The organism is Novosphingobium sp. AAP1, from assembly GCF_001295765.1.
Lineage (GTDB): Bacteria > Pseudomonadota > Alphaproteobacteria > Sphingomonadales > Sphingomonadaceae > Novosphingobium > Novosphingobium capsulatum.
This window is the reverse complement of sequence record NZ_LJHO01000004.1, coordinates 309100-327474: the sequence shown is the minus strand read 5'-3', so window position 1 is coordinate 327474 and position 18375 is coordinate 309100. Positions and strand designations below refer to the sequence as shown.

General features: G+C 65.2%; 10 protein-coding genes. 8 read left to right on the top strand and 2 right to left on the bottom strand.

Features of this window, described 5'->3' with window-relative positions; genetic code table 11:
- Positions 1-349 precede the first annotated feature (349 nt).
- Together rpoC and rpoB are read right to left on the bottom strand one after the other, a co-directional pair.
- On the bottom strand, positions 350-4630 hold the full coding sequence (gene rpoC, locus IP65_RS11180; protein ID WP_022676492.1) for a DNA-directed RNA polymerase subunit beta': 4281 nt from the start codon (positions 4628-4630) through the stop codon (positions 350-352).
- An 87-nt stretch (positions 4631-4717) separates the two neighbouring features.
- Entirely contained in the window at positions 4718-8881 is a 4164-nt protein-coding gene (gene rpoB / locus IP65_RS11175) for a DNA-directed RNA polymerase subunit beta (RefSeq protein WP_022676491.1), read from the bottom strand.
- Between the two features lie 511 nt (positions 8882-9392).
- On the opposite strand from rpoB, the gene IP65_RS11170 reads away from it, so the two are divergent.
- From IP65_RS11170 to IP65_RS11135, 8 genes are all read left to right on the top strand, one after another.
- Positions 9393-10616: a diguanylate cyclase gene (locus IP65_RS11170; protein ID WP_054131759.1), complete on the top strand. Its 1224-nt coding sequence runs from the start codon at positions 9393-9395 to the stop codon at positions 10614-10616.
- 316 nt (positions 10617-10932) lie between these two features.
- Positions 10933-11448 (top strand): 50S ribosomal protein L10, encoded by a 516-nt coding sequence (gene rplJ, locus IP65_RS11165; RefSeq protein ID WP_022676489.1) that lies wholly within the window; start codon positions 10933-10935, stop codon positions 11446-11448.
- 78 nt (positions 11449-11526) lie between these two features.
- Positions 11527-11901, top strand: coding sequence for a 50S ribosomal protein L7/L12 (gene rplL, locus IP65_RS11160; RefSeq protein ID WP_022676488.1), 375 nt, complete (start codon positions 11527-11529; stop codon positions 11899-11901).
- A gap of 386 nt (positions 11902-12287) precedes the next feature.
- Positions 12288-13619, top strand: a complete 1332-nt coding sequence (locus IP65_RS11155; protein WP_054131758.1) for a chloride channel protein — start codon at positions 12288-12290, stop codon at positions 13617-13619.
- 44 nt (positions 13620-13663) lie between these two features.
- Entirely contained in the window at positions 13664-15061 is a 1398-nt protein-coding gene (locus IP65_RS11150) for an MATE family efflux transporter (RefSeq protein ID WP_054131869.1), read from the top strand.
- 196 nt (positions 15062-15257) lie between these two features.
- A complete protein-coding gene (gene groES, locus IP65_RS11145; RefSeq protein ID WP_022676485.1) occupies positions 15258-15545 on the top strand; it encodes a co-chaperone GroES in 288 nt (95 codons plus the stop codon).
- A gap of 48 nt (positions 15546-15593) precedes the next feature.
- The gene (gene groL / locus IP65_RS11140; RefSeq protein ID WP_054131757.1) at positions 15594-17237 is read left to right on the top strand and encodes a chaperonin GroEL; all 1644 of its coding nucleotides are present in this window, start codon (positions 15594-15596) and stop codon (positions 17235-17237) included.
- 132 nt (positions 17238-17369) lie between these two features.
- The gene (locus tag IP65_RS11135) at positions 17370-18326 is read left to right on the top strand and encodes an alpha/beta hydrolase (RefSeq protein WP_156306537.1); all 957 of its coding nucleotides are present in this window, start codon (positions 17370-17372) and stop codon (positions 18324-18326) included.
- The last annotated feature ends 49 nt before the right edge of the window (positions 18327-18375 follow it).

The window sequence follows — 18375 nt, the reverse complement described above, 5'->3', positions numbered from 1 at the left end:
CTGGCAGCGCCGGAAGCCGGCCCGGAACGGGCCTTTCTTTTGTGAACATGGAACGCGATGCGGCCATGGTTCTCGTCCGCACTTCTGCTTCTCGGCCAGCTTTCCCTGTCTTGAGCATCGAATGTGGCGACGTAACCTTTTTCACACGAAGACACGAAGACACGAAGGAAGAAGGGTGACGTTCTGGCTGCGCCAGTCTTTCCTTTCTTCGTGTCTTCGTGGCTTCGTGTGAAAAAATCCAAGCAGCTTCGCTGCACACACACACACTCACACACCAGGGCCAAACAAAAACCCCGCCGGTTGCCCGACGGGGTTTCTGCTGTTTGCGTTGACCGCAGCGCGGCGAGGATCAGTCCTCGTCGCCCTTGATCAGGTAATCGGCCGCATCGGCGTCGGTGCCGTGGGTTTCCCCTTCGACCGAAGCGAGCGGATCGTCACCAATCGCGGCTTCGGGGCCCTGGGCCAGTTCGGCGGCATGCTCTTCAGCGGCGGTGCGCGGCGCGATCAGGGCTTCCTGAAGGCGACGGTTGGCGGCGCGAAGGGCGGCGTCGCGGCTGTTGGCCGCCACGCGCATGCGGTTCATGCCCGCGCCGGTGCCGGCGGGGATGAGACGGCCGACGATGACGTTTTCCTTGAGGCCGATCAGGCTGTCGCGCTTTCCTTCGACCGCCGCCTGCGTGAGCACGCGGGTGGTTTCCTGGAACGACGCGGCAGAGATGAACGAACGCGTCTGCAGCGAAGCCTTGGTGATGCCGAGCAGCACCGGCTTGCCTTCCGCGAGGCGCGAGCCCCCCGGCATCTTGGCGTTGGTTTCGTTCATTTCCTCAAGGTCAACCTGCTCGCCCGGCAGCAGGGTGGTGTCACCGCCATCGGTGATTTCCACCTTCTGCAGCATCTGGCGAACGATCACCTCGATGTGCTTGTCGTTGATCTTCACGCCCTGCAAGCGATAGACTTCCTGGATTTCCGCGACGAGGTATTCCGCCAGGGCCTCAACACCGAGAACCTCGAGAATGTCGTGCGGATCGGGCGAGCCCGAGATCAGGTTGTCGCCCTTCTTGACGTAGTCGCCTTCCTGGACGTCGATCACCTTGGACTTGGGGATCAGGTACTCGACCGGTTCGCCTTCTTCCGGGATGATCGCGATCTTCCGCTTCGCCTTATAGTCGCGGATGAACTCGATGCGGCCCGAGATCTTGGCGATGATCGCGTTGTCCTTGGGCTTGCGCGCTTCGAACAGCTCGGCCACGCGCGGCAGACCGCCCGTGATGTCGCGGGTCTTGGCGGCTTCGCGGCTGGCGCGGGCCAGCACGTCACCGGCCTGGACTTCCTGGCCGTCTTCCACCGACAGGGTGGTGCCCGGCGCCATCATGTAGCGCGCGGTTTCACCCGAGGCGTCGTCGAGCAGGGTCAGGCGCGGACGCAGGTCTTCCTTCTTGGCGCGGCCACCGGCACGGTTTTCGGTGACGACGCGCTGGGCGATACCCGTCGCTTCGTCGACCTGTTCCGTCAGGGTGCGGCCGTCGATCAGGTCCTGATAGCGCACGATACCGGGCTTTTCCGTGATCACCGGCAGGGTGAACGGGTCCCACTCGGCCAGGCGCTGGCCCTGGGCCACCGTCGCACCGTTTTCGTGCAGCAGGTGGGTACCATAGGGCACGCGGTGCATGGCGCGTTCGCGACCATCGGTGTCCATGATCACGATTTCGCCGTTGCGGGCGAGCGACAGGCGGCGGTTGCGGCTGTCGGTGATCGTCGGGATGTCGCGATAGTGCACGGTACCGTCGCAGATCGATTCGAGGTGCGACTGTTCGTTGACCTGCGCAGCGCCACCGATGTGGAACGTACGCATGGTCAGCTGCGTGCCGGGCTCACCGATCGACTGGGCGGCGATGACGCCAACCGCTTCACCGATGTTCACCGGCGTACCGCGGGCAAGGTCACGGCCATAGCAGGTGCCGCACACGCCCTGGGGCGCTTCGCAGATCAGCGGCGAGCGGATGCGCGCCGACTGGACACCAGCCGCTTCGATCCGGGCGATCGCGGCTTCGTCAAGCAGCGTGCCCTTTTCGCAGATCACGTTGCCGGTCTTCGCCTCGATCATGTCTTCGGCCAGGGTACGGCCGAGGATGCGTTCGCCCAGCGAGGCGATGGTGGCGCCGCCCTGAACGATCGCGCGCATTTCCAGCGCCCGCTCGGTCCCGCAGTCGTTCACCGTCACCACGCAGTCCTGCGACACGTCGACCAGACGGCGGGTCAGGTAACCCGAGTTCGCCGTCTTGAGCGCGGTATCGGCCAGGCCCTTACGAGCGCCGTGGGTCGAGTTGAAGTATTCAAGGACGGTCAGGCCTTCCTTGAAGTTCGAGATGATCGGCGTTTCGATGATTTCGCCCGAAGGCTTGGCCATCAGACCGCGCATCCCGGCCAGCTGCTTCATCTGGGTTGGCGAACCACGCGCGCCCGAGTGGCTCATCATGTAGATCGAGTTGATCGGCTTTTCACGGCCGTGCTCGTCGCTCGGCGTGGCGCGGATCTCGTCCATCATGGCGTTGGCCACCTGGTCGCCGCAACGGCTCCAGGCGTCGATCACCTTGTTGTACTTTTCCTGCTGGGTGATCAGGCCGTCCTGGTACTGCTGTTCGTAGTCAGCGACGAGTTCCTTCGTCTCGGCCACGAAGGCGTCCTTGGTCGCCGGGATGATCATGTCGTCCTTGCCGAACGAGATGCCCGCCTTGAACGCGTTGCGGAAGCCCAGGCTCATGATCGCGTCGGCGAAAAGGACAGTCTCCTTCTGGCCGGTGTGGCGATAGACCTGGTCGATGACGTCGGCGATTTCCTTCTTCGTCAGCAGGCGGTTGACCAGCTCGAAGGGCACCGTGTGGCTCTTGGGCAGGCACTCGCCGATCAGCATGCGACCGGGCGTGGTTTCATACCGCTTGAGATAGGACTTCCCGTTCTCGTCGGTCTGCGGCACGCGCGCCACGATCTTGGTGTGCATGGTGACCGCGCCGGCAAACAGCGCCTGGTGCACTTCGGCCATGTCGGCCAGCAGCATGCCTTCGCCCGGCTCGCCCTTGCGGTCCATCGACAGGTAATAGAGGCCCAGCACCATGTCCTGCGAAGGCACGATGATCGGCTTGCCGTTGGCGGGCGAGAGGATGTTGTTGGTCGACATCATCAGCACGCGCGCTTCGAGCTGGGCTTCCAGCGAAAGCGGCACGTGGACGGCCATCTGGTCACCGTCGAAGTCGGCGTTGAAGGCCGAGCAGACGAGCGGGTGCAGCTGGATCGCCTTGCCTTCGATCAGCACGGGTTCGAACGCCTGGATGCCCAGACGGTGCAGCGTAGGCGCACGGTTGAGCATGACCGGGTGTTCGCGGATCACTTCGTCCAGGATGTCCCAGACTTCCTTGCGTTCCTTTTCCACCCACTTCTTGGCCTGCTTCAGGGTCATCGACAGACCCTTGGCGTCAAGCCGCGCATAGATGAACGGCTTGAACAGCTCGAGCGCCATCTTCTTGGGCAGGCCGCACTGGTGCAGCTTGAGTTCCGGGCCGGTCACGATGACCGAACGGCCCGAATAGTCGACGCGCTTGCCGAGCAGGTTCTGACGGAAGCGGCCCTGCTTGCCCTTGAGCATGTCGGACAGCGACTTGAGCGGACGCTTGTTGGCGCCGGTGATCACGCGGCCACGGCGGCCGTTGTCGAACAGCGCGTCGACCGCTTCCTGCAGCATGCGCTTTTCGTTGCGCACAATGATGTCGGGCGCGCGCAGCTCGATCAGACGCTTCAGGCGGTTGTTGCGGTTGATGACGCGACGATAGAGGTCGTTCAAGTCCGAGGTGGCGAAGCGGCCGCCGTCGAGCGGCACCAGCGGGCGCAGTTCGGGCGGAATGACCGGCACCACGTCGAGGATCATCCATTCCGGGCGGTTGCCGGAATCGATGAACGATTCCACCACCTTGAGGCGCTTGATGATCTTCTTGGGCTTGAGTTCCGACTTGGTCTCGGACAGCTCCTTGAGCAGGTCTTCGCGCTCCTGGACCATGTCGAGGTCCATGAGCATGTGCTTGACCGCCTCGGCGCCGATGCCGGCCGAAAAGGCGTCTTCGCCATATTCGTCCTGCGCGTCGAGCAGTTCGTCTTCGGTCAGCAGCTGGTAGCGTTCAAGCGGGGTGATGCCCGGCTCGATGACCACGTAGCTTTCGAAGTAGAGGATGCGTTCGAGCTGCTTGAGCTGCATGTCGAGCAGCAGGCCGATGCGCGAGGGCAGCGACTTCAAGAACCAGATGTGCGCAACCGGCGCGGCCAGTTCGATGTGGCCCATGCGCTCGCGGCGCACCTTGGTCACGGTCACTTCGACGCCGCACTTTTCGCAGACGACGCCCTTGTACTTCATGCGCTTGTACTTGCCGCACAGGCACTCGTAGTCCTTCACGGGACCGAAGATGCGGGCGCAGAACAGGCCGTCACGTTCGGGCTTGAACGTGCGGTAGTTGATGGTTTCCGGCTTCTTGATTTCGCCGAAGGACCAGCTGCGGATGCGCTCGGGCGACGCCAGACCGATCTGGATCTGGTCGAAGGTTTCGGGCTTGGGCAGCTGGTTGGTGAATTTCGTCAGATCGTTCATTGCGTGATCCTCACTGGGAGGGAAACTCTGTGCATGCGGCAGGCCAGGGCGGCGGCGGAGCATGTCCGCCGCCGCACCACGACCGGCTTATTCGGCTGCCTCGGCCAGGCCATCGTCGTCTTCGGTCTCGTCGATCGACGAGAGTTCGACGTTGAGACCCAGGCTGCGCATTTCCTTGACCAGCACGTTGAAGCTTTCGGGAATGCCGGCCTCGAAGGTGTCGTCACCCTTGACGATCGCTTCATAGACCTTGGTACGGCCGACAACGTCGTCGGACTTGACCGTGAGCATTTCCTGCAGCGTGTAGGCCGCGCCATAGGCCTGGAGCGCCCAGACCTCCATTTCCCCGAAGCGCTGACCACCGAACTGGGCCTTACCGCCCAGCGGCTGCTGGGTGACGAGGCTGTAGGGGCCGATCGAACGGGCGTGGATCTTGTCGTCCACCAGGTGGTGCAGCTTGAGCACGTACTTGCAGCCAACGGTGACCTTGCGGTCGAACGCCTCGCCGGTGCGACCGTCGAACAGCGTGACCTGGCCCGATTCATCGAGCCCGGCCTTGCGCAGCATGGCGGTCACATCGGCTTCCACCGCGCCGTCGAACACCGGCGAACCCATCGGCACGCCTTGGCGCACGTTCTGGGCCAGCTCGACGATTTCGGCATCGCTGCGGGCCTTGATCTCTTCGGCGTAGTTGTCGCCATAGATATCGACCAGCAGTTCGCGCACCGCTTCGGGCGGCTCGCCCGCCTGCGGATCGGGATTGGCTTCGCGCCAGGCGTCGAGCGCCGCCCCGATCTTGTGGCCCAGGCCGCGTGCGGCCCAGCCCAGGTGGGTTTCGAAGATCTGCCCGACGTTCATGCGCGAGGGCACGCCCAGCGGGTTGAGCACGAAATCGACCGGGGTGCCGTCTTCCAGGAAGGGCATGTCTTCCTGCGGCAGGATGCGGCTGATGATGCCCTTGTTGCCGTGACGGCCGGCCATCTTGTCGCCCGGCTGCAGCTTGCGCTTCACCGCGACGAAGACCTTGACCATCTTGAGCACGCCCGGCGCCAGTTCGTCACCGCGCTCCAGCTTTTCCTTGCGGTCCTCGAACTTCTCCTGGATCGCCTTGATCGCCGTGTCGTACTGGCCCTTGGTCGCTTCCAGCTGCTGCTGGCGCGCATCGTCGGCCACGGCGAACTTCCACCATTCGTGACGTTCCACATCGGCCAGCAGCTGCTCGTCGATGTCGACACCCTTCTTGATGCCCTTGGGCGCGGCCGTGGCCACCTGGCCCAGCAGCATGTCCTTCAGGCGGTTGAAGGTGGCACGGTTGAGAATGGCGCGTTCGTCTTCGCGGTCCTTGGCGAGGCGTTCGATTTCCTCGTTCTGGATGGCGCGGGTACGGTCGTCGATCTCGATGCCGTGGCGGTTGAACGTGCGCACGTCCACGATCGTGCCCGAAACGCCCGGCGGCAGGCGCAGCGAGGTATCGCGCACGTCCGACGCCTTTTCACCGAAGATCGCGCGCAGCAGCTTTTCTTCCGGCGTCATCGGGGATTCGCCCTTGGGCGTGATCTTGCCGACGAGGATGTCACCGGGGTGCACTTCGGCGCCCACATAGACGATGCCCGCTTCGTCGAGGTTGCGCAGCGCTTCCTCGCCCACGTTGGGGATGTCGCGGGTGATGTCTTCGGGCCCGAGCTTGGTGTCGCGGGCCATGACTTCGAATTCCTCGATGTGGATCGAGGTGAAGACGTCTTCCTTGACGATGCGCTCGCTGATCAGGATCGAGTCTTCGTAGTTGTAGCCGTTCCAGGGCATGAACGCGACGAGCACGTTACGGCCCAGCGCCAGCTCGCCGAACTCGGTCGAAGGACCGTCAGCCAGGATATCGCCCTTTTCGACGATATCGCCCACGCTCACCAGCGGGCGCTGGTTGATGCAGGTGGACTGGTTGGAGCGTTCGAACTTCTGCAGGGTGTAGATGTCCACGCCCGACTTGCCCGGTTCAACGTCGCCGGTCACGCGGATCACGATACGGGTCGCGTCCACCTGGTCGACAATGCCGCCGCGCAGCGCGGCAATCGCGGCGCCCGAATCGCGCGCCACGGTGCCTTCCATGCCGGTGCCCACGAACGGCGCATCGGCCTTGACCAGCGGCACCGCCTGGCGCTGCATGTTCGAGCCCATCAGCGCGCGGTTGGCGTCGTCGTTTTCCAGGAACGGAATGAGCGAGGCGGCCACCGAGACGAGCTGCTTGGGGCTGACGTCCATCAGCGTCACGGTTTCGCGCGGCGCCATGACGAATTCGCCGTTCTGCCGGGCCGAGACCAGTTCTTCCACGAACGAGCCATCGGCCGTGGTTTCGGCCGAAGCCTGCGCCACCGTGTGCTTCTGCTCTTCCATGGCCGAGAGATAGACCACTTCGGACGAGACCTTGCCGTCGAGCACCTTGCGGTACGGCGTTTCGATGAAGCCGTACTTGTTGACGCGGGCGAAGGTCGAGAGCGAGTTGATCAGACCGATGTTGGGCCCTTCGGGCGTTTCAATCGGGCAGATACGACCATAGTGCGTGGGGTGAACGTCGCGCACTTCGAAGCCGGCGCGCTCACGCGTCAAGCCGCCCGGCCCGAGGGCCGAGACGCGACGCTTGTGCGTCACTTCCGACAGCGGGTTGGTCTGGTCCATGAACTGCGACAGCTGCGAGGAGCCGAAGAATTCACGCACCGCAGCCACCGCCGGCTTGGCGTTGATCAGGTCGTTGGGCATCACGGTCGACACGTCGACCGAGCTCATGCGTTCCTTGACCGCACGTTCCATGCGCAGCAGGCCGACGCGGTACTGGTTTTCCAGCAGCTCGCCCACCGAACGCACGCGACGGTTGCCAAGGTTGTCGATGTCGTCGACTTCGCCCTTGCCGTCCTTGAGGTTCACCAGTTCCTTGACCACGGCGAGGATATCGTCGGTGCGCAGGGTGGTGATGGTGTCCGGGCAATCCAGGCCCAGGCGCATGTTGAGCTTCACGCGGCCCACGGCCGAGAGGTCGTAGCGGTCAGCATCGAAGAACAGGCCGTCGAACAGCGCTTCGGCGGTTTCGCGCGTCGGCGGTTCGCCGGGGCGCATGACGCGATAGATATCGGCCAGCGCGTGGTCGCGATCTTCGGCCTTGTCGGCCTTCATCGTGTTGCGGATCCACGGGCCGGTGCTGACGTGGTCGATGTCGAGCAGGTCGAGCTGGTCCACCCCGGCGCGGTCGAGCACGTCGAGGTTTTCGGGGCCGACTTCATCGCCCGCTTCGATCCAGATGCGGCCGGTCGATTCGTCGATCAGGTCCTTGGCGGCATAGCGGCCAAAGATTTCCTCGGTCGGAATCAGCAGCGACTGCAGGCCGTCCTTGGCCGCCTTGTTGGCAGCGCGCGGGCTGATCTTCTGGCCAGCGGCAAACACCACTTCGCCCGAAGCGGCATCGACGATGTCGAACGTCGGCTTCGCGCCACGCCACTGGTCGAGCACGAAGGGCACCTTCCAGCCGCCCTCGGCGCGCACCCAGGTAACCTTGTTGTAGAAGTGGTCGAGGATCTGCTCGCCATTGAGGCCCAGGGCATAGAGCAGCGCGGTGACCGGCAGCTTGCGCTTGCGGTCGATACGCACGTTGACGATGTCCTTGGCGTCGAATTCGAAATCGAGCCACGAGCCGCGATAGGGGATGACGCGCGCGGCAAACAGGTACTTGCCCGAAGAGTGCGTCTTGCCACGGTCATGGTCGAACAGCACGCCCGGCGAACGGTGCATCTGCGACACGATCACGCGCTCGGTGCCGTTGATGATGAAGGTGCCGTTGTCGGTCATGAGCGGGATATCGCCCATGTAGACGTCCTGCTCCTTGATATCGATGAGGCTCTTGGTCTCGGTCTCGGCGTCCACTTCAAACGTGGCGAGCTTGAGCGTGACCTTCATCGGCGCGGCGTAAGTGATGCCGCGCTGGCGGCATTCGTTCACGTCGTACTTGGGCGCTTCGAGCACATAGCCGTCACGCTCCTTGATATCGAGCGAGGCGGTGCCGGCAAAGTCCTGGATCGGGAACACCGAGCGCAGGGTCTTTTCCAGGCCCGAGACATAGCCGGTCGACGGATCGGAGCGGAGGAACTGCTCGTACGATTCGCGCTGAACCTCGATCAGGTTCGGCATCTGCACGACTTCGTGAATGTCACCGAAGATCTTGCGGATGCGCTTCTTCAGACCGGCGCGGACTGGAGCCTTGGTTGCCATAGGAGGTGAATGCCTCTTTGCTTGTCACGAGCCGGCCAAAACCGGCGGAAATCTGCCATGCGCGGCGGGTGGCACGGCACAAACGCAAACAAGGCCACGGGGCACCGCACACCCTTCCCGGATGCCCGTGGCCCGCAGCCTTCGCGTTGTACCGATGCCCGCTGCTTCCTTCCTTGAGCCTTCCCCCGCGCATGGGAAAGCCTTGCTCGAAACAGCAGGTGTTGGATCGCCATATAGGAGCACCGCCCTGCAAAGTCAAAGGCCGGCCGGGCAAGAGCAGCCCGATGCGGCGACGCGATGCCCCTCCCGGCCGGCAGCGCCCGACGACACGGCGCGGGAAATTGTAATTAATTCTAAAATGCGCCTGTTTCTCCGCACAAACCACTACCAGGATGGAGCAAAAGTTTGCGTTCTGTTTACCGTGACCGCATAGGCATGGCGCACCGCAGGACGCACATCGCGCTGGTTTGCGCGCTGTTGCCTCGTGCCTATTGCCCTAGCCGCGAGTTTCATGGACGATCGATTCGCCTTTATCTTGCCGGTCATGCAGGTTGCCTTCGGCATTGCCGCCGTCCTGGCGGGGCGCTGGCGAGTCTCCAGCGCGGGCTGGTGGGCGGGCGGATTCCTCGCCAGCGCTGCCGGCTTTGCCATGCCGGCGCTCACCTTCCTGATGCCCGAAGGCGGCCGGGCCGTGCTGGCCTCGGGATTGTTTGCAGCAGCGTTTCTCTGTTTCGGCCAGGCGATGGGCGAACACTTCGGCCTGCGCCGCAGCCATGTCTCGCTCCGCCTGGGAATCGCAGCCCTGTCGGTAATGGCAAGCGCCTGGGGCGTGATGAGCGACAGCTTGCGCCTGCACCTGGCCGCATCGGACGCGGGCTGCGCGCTGCTCATGGCAGTGCCGCTGCTGGCGGCGCGCGGGCGCACGCGGCGCAGCGGGGATCGCGCGCTGATCGTGGTCAGCTGGGTGGTGGTGGCCGATGCCGGCCTGCGCGCCGCTGCCATTCGCTGGCTGGCGAGTGGCGGCCTTGGCGAGTTTGCCACCAGCCCTTACGCCTTTGTCTATCAGATCACCGGATCGCTGATCGGCGTGGCCTTTGCCATGGCGGCGCTCGCCTCGGTGATGATCGGCGTGCTGATGCGCTATCGCGACTGGGCGATCTGCGATCCCCTCACCGGCCTGCTCAACCGCCGCGGGTTTGACGAGGCGCTGGCCGGGCGCAGCGCGCATGAAAAGAGCCATGCCGCCGTGATCGCCTGCGACATCGATCACTTCAAGGCCGTGAACGACCAATTCGGCCATCATCGCGGCGATGAAGTGATCGCTCTCCTGGCCAACGCGATCGACGCGCATCTGCCGGCACGGGCCTTTGCCGCGCGCTTTGGCGGCGAGGAATTCGTGGTCTATCTGCCGCAGGGCGCGCTGGCCTTGGCGGGGGGCCTGGCTGGCACCGGTGCGGTTGGCACGGCGGCAGATCTGGCCGAAACGGTGCGCCGCGATTTTGCCCAGCGCGTGCAGCGCCTGCTCGGCCGCGATTTTGCCGTCACCGCCAGCTTTGGCATCTCGGCCATGTCGCCGGGCGAAGTCATGCTCGATGCCGCGCTGCGCCGCGCCGACCAGGCGCTGTACCAGGCCAAGAGCGCGGGACGGAACTGCTGCGTGGTCAAACCCGCCCTGGCTGGCCAGCCCGCCTTGCACCTGCCGCGCCATGGCAGCAGCGCCACGCTGCACGCCTGACGCGACAGTCCCGCTTGACTGCGCGCCCGCGTCTGCTATGGGCCGCACCCGAGTGGCGGACCTGGTCCCCGCTCATCCGTCCGAGACCGTCGGCGCCGGGGTTTGCCCAGGCTTAATTTCCGACCTAGGCGGGGAAAAGAGATTTCACGGCCGCACGCTCCGTTTTCGGATCGTGGCGCCCACCGCACTGGCCATGGCCGGCGCGCAACCTCCTTCCCTTGTCGAACGGACTCGCCCCAGGTCGCTTGCGGCCCGGGACAAACGTAGCCGGCTGCAGGGGGCTTTGCCCCAGGCAGCCATTGTGAAGGAGTAAGGCATGGATCGTTCGCAAAAAGCCGAATCGGTCGCTTTCCTCAACGAACTCGTGAGCGGTTCGGGGGCGGTTATCGTCACTCGCAACCTCGGCATGACGGTGGCCCAGTCCACTGCCCTGCGCACGAAGATTCGTGAGGCCGGTGCGACCTACAAGGTTGCGAAGAACCGTCTTGCCAAGCTTGCCATCCAGGGCACCGATTACGAAGGCATTGGTGAATTTTTCACCGGGCCGACCGCCATCGCTGCCTCGGCTGATCCCGTCGCCGCCGCCAAGGTGATCGTCGAGTTCGCCAAGACCACCGACAAGATCGAAATCGTCGGTGGCGGGATGGGTTCGCAGGTTCTCAGCCCCGATGGTGTCAAGGCCCTGGCCACGATGCCCTCGCTCGATGAACTGCGTGCCAAGCTTATCGGTCTCATCCAGGCTCCGGCCACGAAGATCGCCCAGCTCACCACCGCTCCGGCGGCGAAGCTGGCTCGCGTCTTCAACGCCTATGCCGAGAAGGATGCGGCCTGAGCCGGTTCAAACGACTTTTGCCCGTGCGCACCGCATGCCGCGGACGCCGGGCGCCACATATTAACGGAGTGAAACATCATGGCCGATATCGCCAAGCTCGTTGAAGAACTGTCGCAGCTCACCGTTCTCGAAGCTGCTGACCTCGCCAAGGCTCTTGAAGAAGCATGGGGCGTGAGCGCCGCTGCTGCCGTGGCCGTGGCCGCTGCCCCCGCCGGTGAAGCTGCTCCGGCTGCTGAAGAAAAGACCGAATTCGACGTCATCCTGACCGGCGACGGCGGCAAGAAGATCCAGGTCATCAAGGAAGTCCGCGCGATCACCTCGCTCGGCCTGACCGAAGCCAAGGCCCTGGTCGAAGGCGCGCCGAAGGCTGTCAAGGAAGGCGTGTCGAAGGCTGAAGCCGAAGACATCAAGAAGAAGATCGAAGAAGCCGGCGGCACCGTCGAAATCAAGTAATCTTCTTCGGGTTCTTCCCGACGAAATGGAGAAAGGGCGGGCCTGCAAGGCTCGCCCTTTTTTCGTTGCGCCCACTGATAGATGCTCTCGCCGTCACAGCGGGACCCCGGGTCAAGCCCGGGGTGACGGTAACGGGGCGAACATCGATGCATTTTTCGTCACCCCGGACTTGATCCGGGGTCCCGCTTGTTACCCTGCGCCAAGGCGGCAGTCGCTCTTACACGGCAGTTGCTTGATTCCCGCCTTCGCAGGAATGACGAGGTTGAAGGCGACAAAGGCAACCAGCCACCCAATACCGGTTGCCACGCTACCTCTGGATTCATCCGCCTTCACCAGCCGCCATTTTTCAGGCGCAATTCAGGTTCGGGCGCGCTAGGCCCTGCCGCATGCCCACCCGCCAATTCCGCAAGCCGCTGGCCGCCGCCAGAAACCTGCAACCGCGCATCGCCGCCCTGGGCGGCGCGCTGGCCCTGGGGATTGCGGCCATCCTGTTTGCCCGCGCCGGCGAGGCGGTGCAGGGCCTGTTCACCCGGATCGTTACGGCCCATCCGCTCGTGCCGATCGTGCTGACCCCGGCGATTTTCGTGGTCGCCACCTGGGCCACGCGCACGCGTTGGCCGGCCGCGCGCGGATCGGGCATTCCCCAGGTCATGGCCGCAGCCGAAGCGCCCGATCATCCCGTGATGGCGCCGCTGCTGTCGATGCGCACCGCGCTCGCCAAGGTGGCCGGCACGCTGGCCATGCTGCTGGGCGGGGCCTCGGTGGGGCGCGAAGGGCCGACCGTGCAGTTGAGCGCGGCGATCATGGTGGCGGTACACAAGTTCCTGCGCGTGCCGGTGGGCGCGGGCGTGATCATCGCTGGTGGCGCAGCCGGTGTTGCCGCCGCGTTCAACACCCCCCTGGCCGGGGTGGCATTCGCCATCGAGGAATTGGCCTCTGCCTTCGAGCAGCGCCTGGCGCTGCTGGTCATGCTGGCGGTGATGACCGCAGGCCTGGTCAGCCTGGGATTGTCTGGCGATTACATCTATTTCGGGGCCATGAGCCAGCACGTGCCGATCGTGCCGGCGATGGTGGCCGCGCTCGGCTGCGGGGTGGCCGGCGGCCTGGCCGGTGGCGTGTTTGCCCGCGTGCTGAGCGGCTTTGGCAATATCGATCATGGCTGGATCGGCGCGCTGCGCGCCCGCCCCGTGGCGCTGGCCGCAGGGCTGGGCCTGATCGTCGCGGTGGTTGGCGTTGCCACCCAAGGCCTTGGCCCCGGTGGCCTCGCTTGGGGCACCGGCTATGGCACCACGCGTGGGCTGCTGTCGGGTGCGGAAACCTCGCTGTGGTTCGGGCCGGCCAAGTTCGTCACCTCGCTGGCCACGGCCTTGAGCGGCGCGCCGGGCGGCATCTTTGCCCCGTCGCTGTCGGTTGGCGCCGGGTTGGGCCAGTTGGTCAGCACGCTGTTTCCGCCAGACTATTCGGGCGCCGTGGCGATGCTGGGCATGATCGCCTATTTCGCCGGGGTGACGCGCGCGCCGCTGACCGCCGTGATCATCGTCATGGAAATGACCGCCGACCGCGCAATGATCCTGCCACTGTTTGCCGCCGCGCTGGTGGCCGACCAGGTGAGCGCGCAGGTCTGCCCGGAAAAGCTCTATCATGCGCTGAGCCATCCTTTTCGCGCGCCCGGCGGGAAGCATGGCACCACGGCTGCGCCTGACCAAAAGACGCACTGACCTTTTCCTTTCCCCGGCGCGGGCCATTCCCTATGGCCCAAGCCATGACCGTCGCCACTCTGCCTACCTCTCCCGATCTTGCCGGGCCGCATGCCACGGCCGAATGGCGCGAGATGCTGCGCCTGGCTGCGCCGCTGGTCGGGGCAAACCTGTTGCAGATGGCAGTGTTCGCCGTCGACGTGCTGTTCGTGGCGCGCCTGGGGGCAGAGGCGCTGGCCGCGTCATCGCTGGCGGTATCGATCTTTGGCCTGCTGATCTGGAGCCTGACCGGGCTGGTCGGCGCGACGTCTCCATTGATCGCGGCGGAACTGGGCCGCCGCCGCCATGCAGTGCGCGAGGTGCGCCGCACCGTGCGCATGGGTGCGTGGGTGGGCGTGCTCGCGGCCGTGGTGGCCATGGCGCTGTGCCAGCTGGGTGGGCCGCTGCTGCGCGCCACCGGGCAGAGCGAAGCGGTGGTGGTGCGCGCCGTGCCGTTCCTGGCCGTGCTGTCGCTGGCCTGCGTGCCGGCGGTGCTTTCCTCCCTACTGCGCACGGTCGTTTCCACGCTGGGCCGCCCCGGCATTGGCACGGCGATCACCGCGCTGGCCGTGGTGGTCAATGGCACTGGCAACTGGATCTTCGTCTATGGTCACGCCGGGATGCCGGCGCTGGGGCTGATGGGTTCGGCCTGGTCGAGCGTGGTGACGAGCAGCGCGATGCTGGCGGCCTATGGCCTGGTGCTGCGGTTCGACCGGCGGCTGCACCGCTATCACCTGCTCGGCCGCTGGTGGCGCGCGGAATGGCGCCGCTTTGCCGATGTGTGGAAGATCGGCCTGCCGATCTGCGCCACGATCGTGGCCGAAGCCGGACTGTTCAACGGCGCGGCTCTGTTGATCGGGCGCATCGGCGAAGTGCAGCTGGCGGCCCATACCGTGGCGATGCAACTGGCGGGCATGACCTTCCAGGTGCCGTTCGGCCTGGGTCAGGCCGCGACGATTCGCGTCGGCCTGGCCTATGGCGCGCGCGACCATGCCGGCATCGCCCGCGCCGGATGGACCGCCCTGGCGATGAGCGTGGGCTTCATGGGGGCCATGGCCGCCGTGATGCTCGCCATTCCCCGGCTGATCCTGGGCCTGTACATCGACGTGGGCGATCCGGCCAATGCCGCGCTGGTGGGCTATGCCCTGCAATTCCTGATCGTGGCCGCCGCATTCCAGCTGTTCGATGGCGCGCAGGCCACCTGCGGCGCGGTGCTGCGCGGCCTGCAGGATACCCGCGTGCCGATGACCATTGCCATGTTCGGCTATTGGGTGCCGGGCCTGCTTACCGCGATCGGCCTAGGGCTGTTCACGCGGCTGGGTGGGATGGGCGTGTGGCTGGGCCTGATGGCCGGGCTGGTCTGCGTGGCGGCGCTACTGATCTGGCGCTGGCATCGCCGCGATCGGCTGGGCCTGCTGCCCTGATCAGCCGGCCGCATTCGCCCCGTGGCGATTCTGGCGCGTAGCAACGCACGACACGCCAAAACGAAACAAAGAATCTGTAGCTGCCCCCTTGACGCTGGCGGGCGGCGCCACCCATATGCGCCCCGCTGGCACTCTCGAGGTGAGAGTGCCAGCGCAGATTTCGTAAGCCAATTCTGATTGGAAGAGGGAGCAACCCATGACTTTCCGTCCGCTGCACGACCGCGTGCTGGTGCGCCGCGTCGAAGCCGAGGAAAAGACCGCCGGCGGGATCATCATCCCCGACAGCGCCAAGGAAAAGCCCGCTGAAGGCGAAATCGTTGCCGTTGGCACCGGTTCGCGCGCCGAAAACGGCACGATCACCCCGCTCGACGTCAAGGTCGGCGATCGCGTGCTGTTCGGCAAGTGGTCGGGCACCGAAGTGAAGGTGTCGGGCGAAGACCTGCTGATCATGAAGGAATCGGACATCCTGGGCGTGATCGGCTGATCACCCGGATATCCTTGCCTTTTCAACCCGAATTCAAAGGAATAGAACATGGCTGCCAAGGACGTACGCTTTTCGCGTGACGCACGCGAACGCATCCTCAAGGGCGTGGACATCCTCGCCGATGCAGTGAAGGTGACGCTCGGCCCCAAGGGCCGCAACGTCGTGATCGACAAGAGCTTTGGTGCGCCGCGCATCACCAAGGACGGTGTCTCGGTCGCCAAGGAAATCGAACTCAAGGACAAGTTCGAGAACATGGGCGCCCAGATGCTGCGCGAAGTGGCATCGAAGGCCAACGACAAGGCCGGTGACGGCACCACCACCGCCACCGTGCTGGCCCAGGCCATCGTGCGCGAAGGCATGAAGTCGGTTGCCGCCGGCATCAACCCGATGGACCTCAAGCGCGGCATCGATATCGCCGTGACCAAGGTTGTCGAAAACCTCAAGTCGCGTTCGACCCCGGTTGCCGGTTCGTCGGAAATCGCCCAGGTCGGCATCATCTCGGCCAACGGTGACGTGGAAGTCGGCGAAAAGATCGCCGAAGCCATGGAAAAGGTCGGCAAGGAAGGCGTGATCACCGTGGAAGAGGCCAAGGGCCTCGAATTCGAACTCGATGTCGTCGAAGGCATGCAGTTCGACCGCGGCTACCTTTCGCCCTACTTCATCACCAATCCCGAAAAGATGGTGGTGGAGCTCGAAAACCCCTACATCCTGATCCACGAGAAGAAGCTCTCGTCGCTGCAGTCGCTGCTGCCGATCCTGGAAGCCGTGGTGCAGTCGGGCCGTCCGCTGCTGATCATCGCCGAAGACATCGAAGGCGAAGCGCTGGCCACCTTGGTGGTCAACAAGCTGCGCGGTGGCCTCAAGATCGCCGCCGTCAAGGCGCCGGGCTTCGGTGACCGTCGCAAGGCCATGCTGGGCGACATCGCCACGCTGACCGCTGGCGAAATGATCTCGGAAGACCTGGGCATCAAGCTCGAAACCGTGACGCTCGGCATGCTGGGCCAGGCCAAGAAGGTCACGATCGACAAGGACAACACCACGATCGTCGACGGCGCCGGTGCGGCCGAAGACATCAAGGGCCGTGTCGAGCAGATCCGCGCGCAGATCGAAGTCACCACTTCGGACTATGACCGCGAAAAGCTGCAGGAACGCCTGGCCAAGCTGGCTGGCGGCGTGGCCGTGATCAAGGTTGGCGGTGCCACCGAAGTCGAAGTCAAGGAACGCAAGGACCGCGTTGACGACGCCCTCCACGCCACCCGCGCTGCGGTGGAAGAAGGCATCGTGACCGGCGGTGGCACGGCTCTGCTCTATGCCACGCGCGCTCTCGAAGGCCTCACCGGTGCTAACGAAGACCAGACCCGCGGCATCGACATCGTCCGCAAGGCGATCACCGCCCCGGTCAAGCAGATCGCTGAAAACGCCGGCAGCGATGGCGCCGTCGTGGCGGGCAAGCTGCTCGACCAGGCTGACGAAGGCATCGGCTTCAACGCTGCGACCGACGTCTATGAAAACCTCAAGGCTGCTGGCGTGATCGACCCGACCAAGGTCGTGCGCACGGCGCTGCAGGACGCGGCTTCGGTCGCCGGTCTGCTGATCACCACCGAAGCGGCGATCAGCGAAAAGCCGGACGACAAGCCCGCCCCGGCCGGCATGCCCGGCGGCATGGGCGGCATGGGCGGCATGGACTTCTAAGTCCACGCCAACCGCTTGGAAAAATGGGAAGGGCCGTTCGGGAAACCGGGCGGCCCTTTTCCTGTTGTGGGCCCGCCCGGGCAGTGCCATCGGACGGGAACCGCCATCGGCGTGGGGGAGTTTGCACAAACGATGAAATTCTCTCGATGGTTCGTTGGCTCAGGCTTGCTGGGCTGGGCAACGATTGGCCTTGTCGGCCACGCCCTTTATCGCCGCGCCCTGGCCCGCAACCCGGTGGCCCTGCTCGACGCCGCAGACCTGGCGCTGCGCGGCGGCCGCAGTGGCATCGCCTGCCAGGCGCAGGCCCGCTTTGGCCCCGATCCGCAGCAGCGCCTGGAAGTCTATGCCCCGCCGGGCACCGCGCCCGATGCGCGCCTGCCGGTGGTGGTCTTCATCCACGGCGGCGCCTGGGACAGCGGCCGCCCGCAGGACTATCGCTTCATGGCGCGCAGCCTGATCGGCGCGCTGGCGCCCCAAGGCTGCCTGGTCGTGCTGGCGGGGTATCGCCTGCTGCCACAGGGCCGCTGGCCGATCATGCTGGCCGATGGCGCCCGCGCGCTGCGCTGGGTAGCCGACCATATCGGCAGCGTGGGCGGCGATCCGGCCCGCGTGGTGCTGATGGGCCATTCGGCGGGCGCCTACAACGCGCTGGCCCTGGCGCTGGACAAGCGCTGGATGGCCGACGAAGGACTTGATGCCGATGCCCTGGCGGGGGTGATCGGCCTTTCCACCCCGGCGGATTTCCTGCCGCTGGACGATCCCGCCTCGATCGCCACGTTCGGCCATTGCGCCGACCTGGCGCAAACCCAGCCGATCACCCATGCCCGCGCCGGCGCGCCGCCGCTGCTGCTGCTGCTGCACGGCGCCCAGGACACCCGCGTGCGCCCGCGCAACAGCCTGGCCCTGGCCGCCGCGATGACCGCTGCCGGCCAGCCGACGCAGGCGCAGGTGCTCGACGGGATCGATCACGAGCGGATGATCATGGCCTTTGCCCGCCCCTTTGCGCGCGAGGCACGGCCGCTTGCAGCGGTAACCGCGTTCATCACCACGGTTTGCGCTTCACCATCGGTTCATTCCGCGCCACAATAACCGGTATCGTGAAGCCCGCCCTCATTTCCTCCCGTCTGCGCCGACCCTT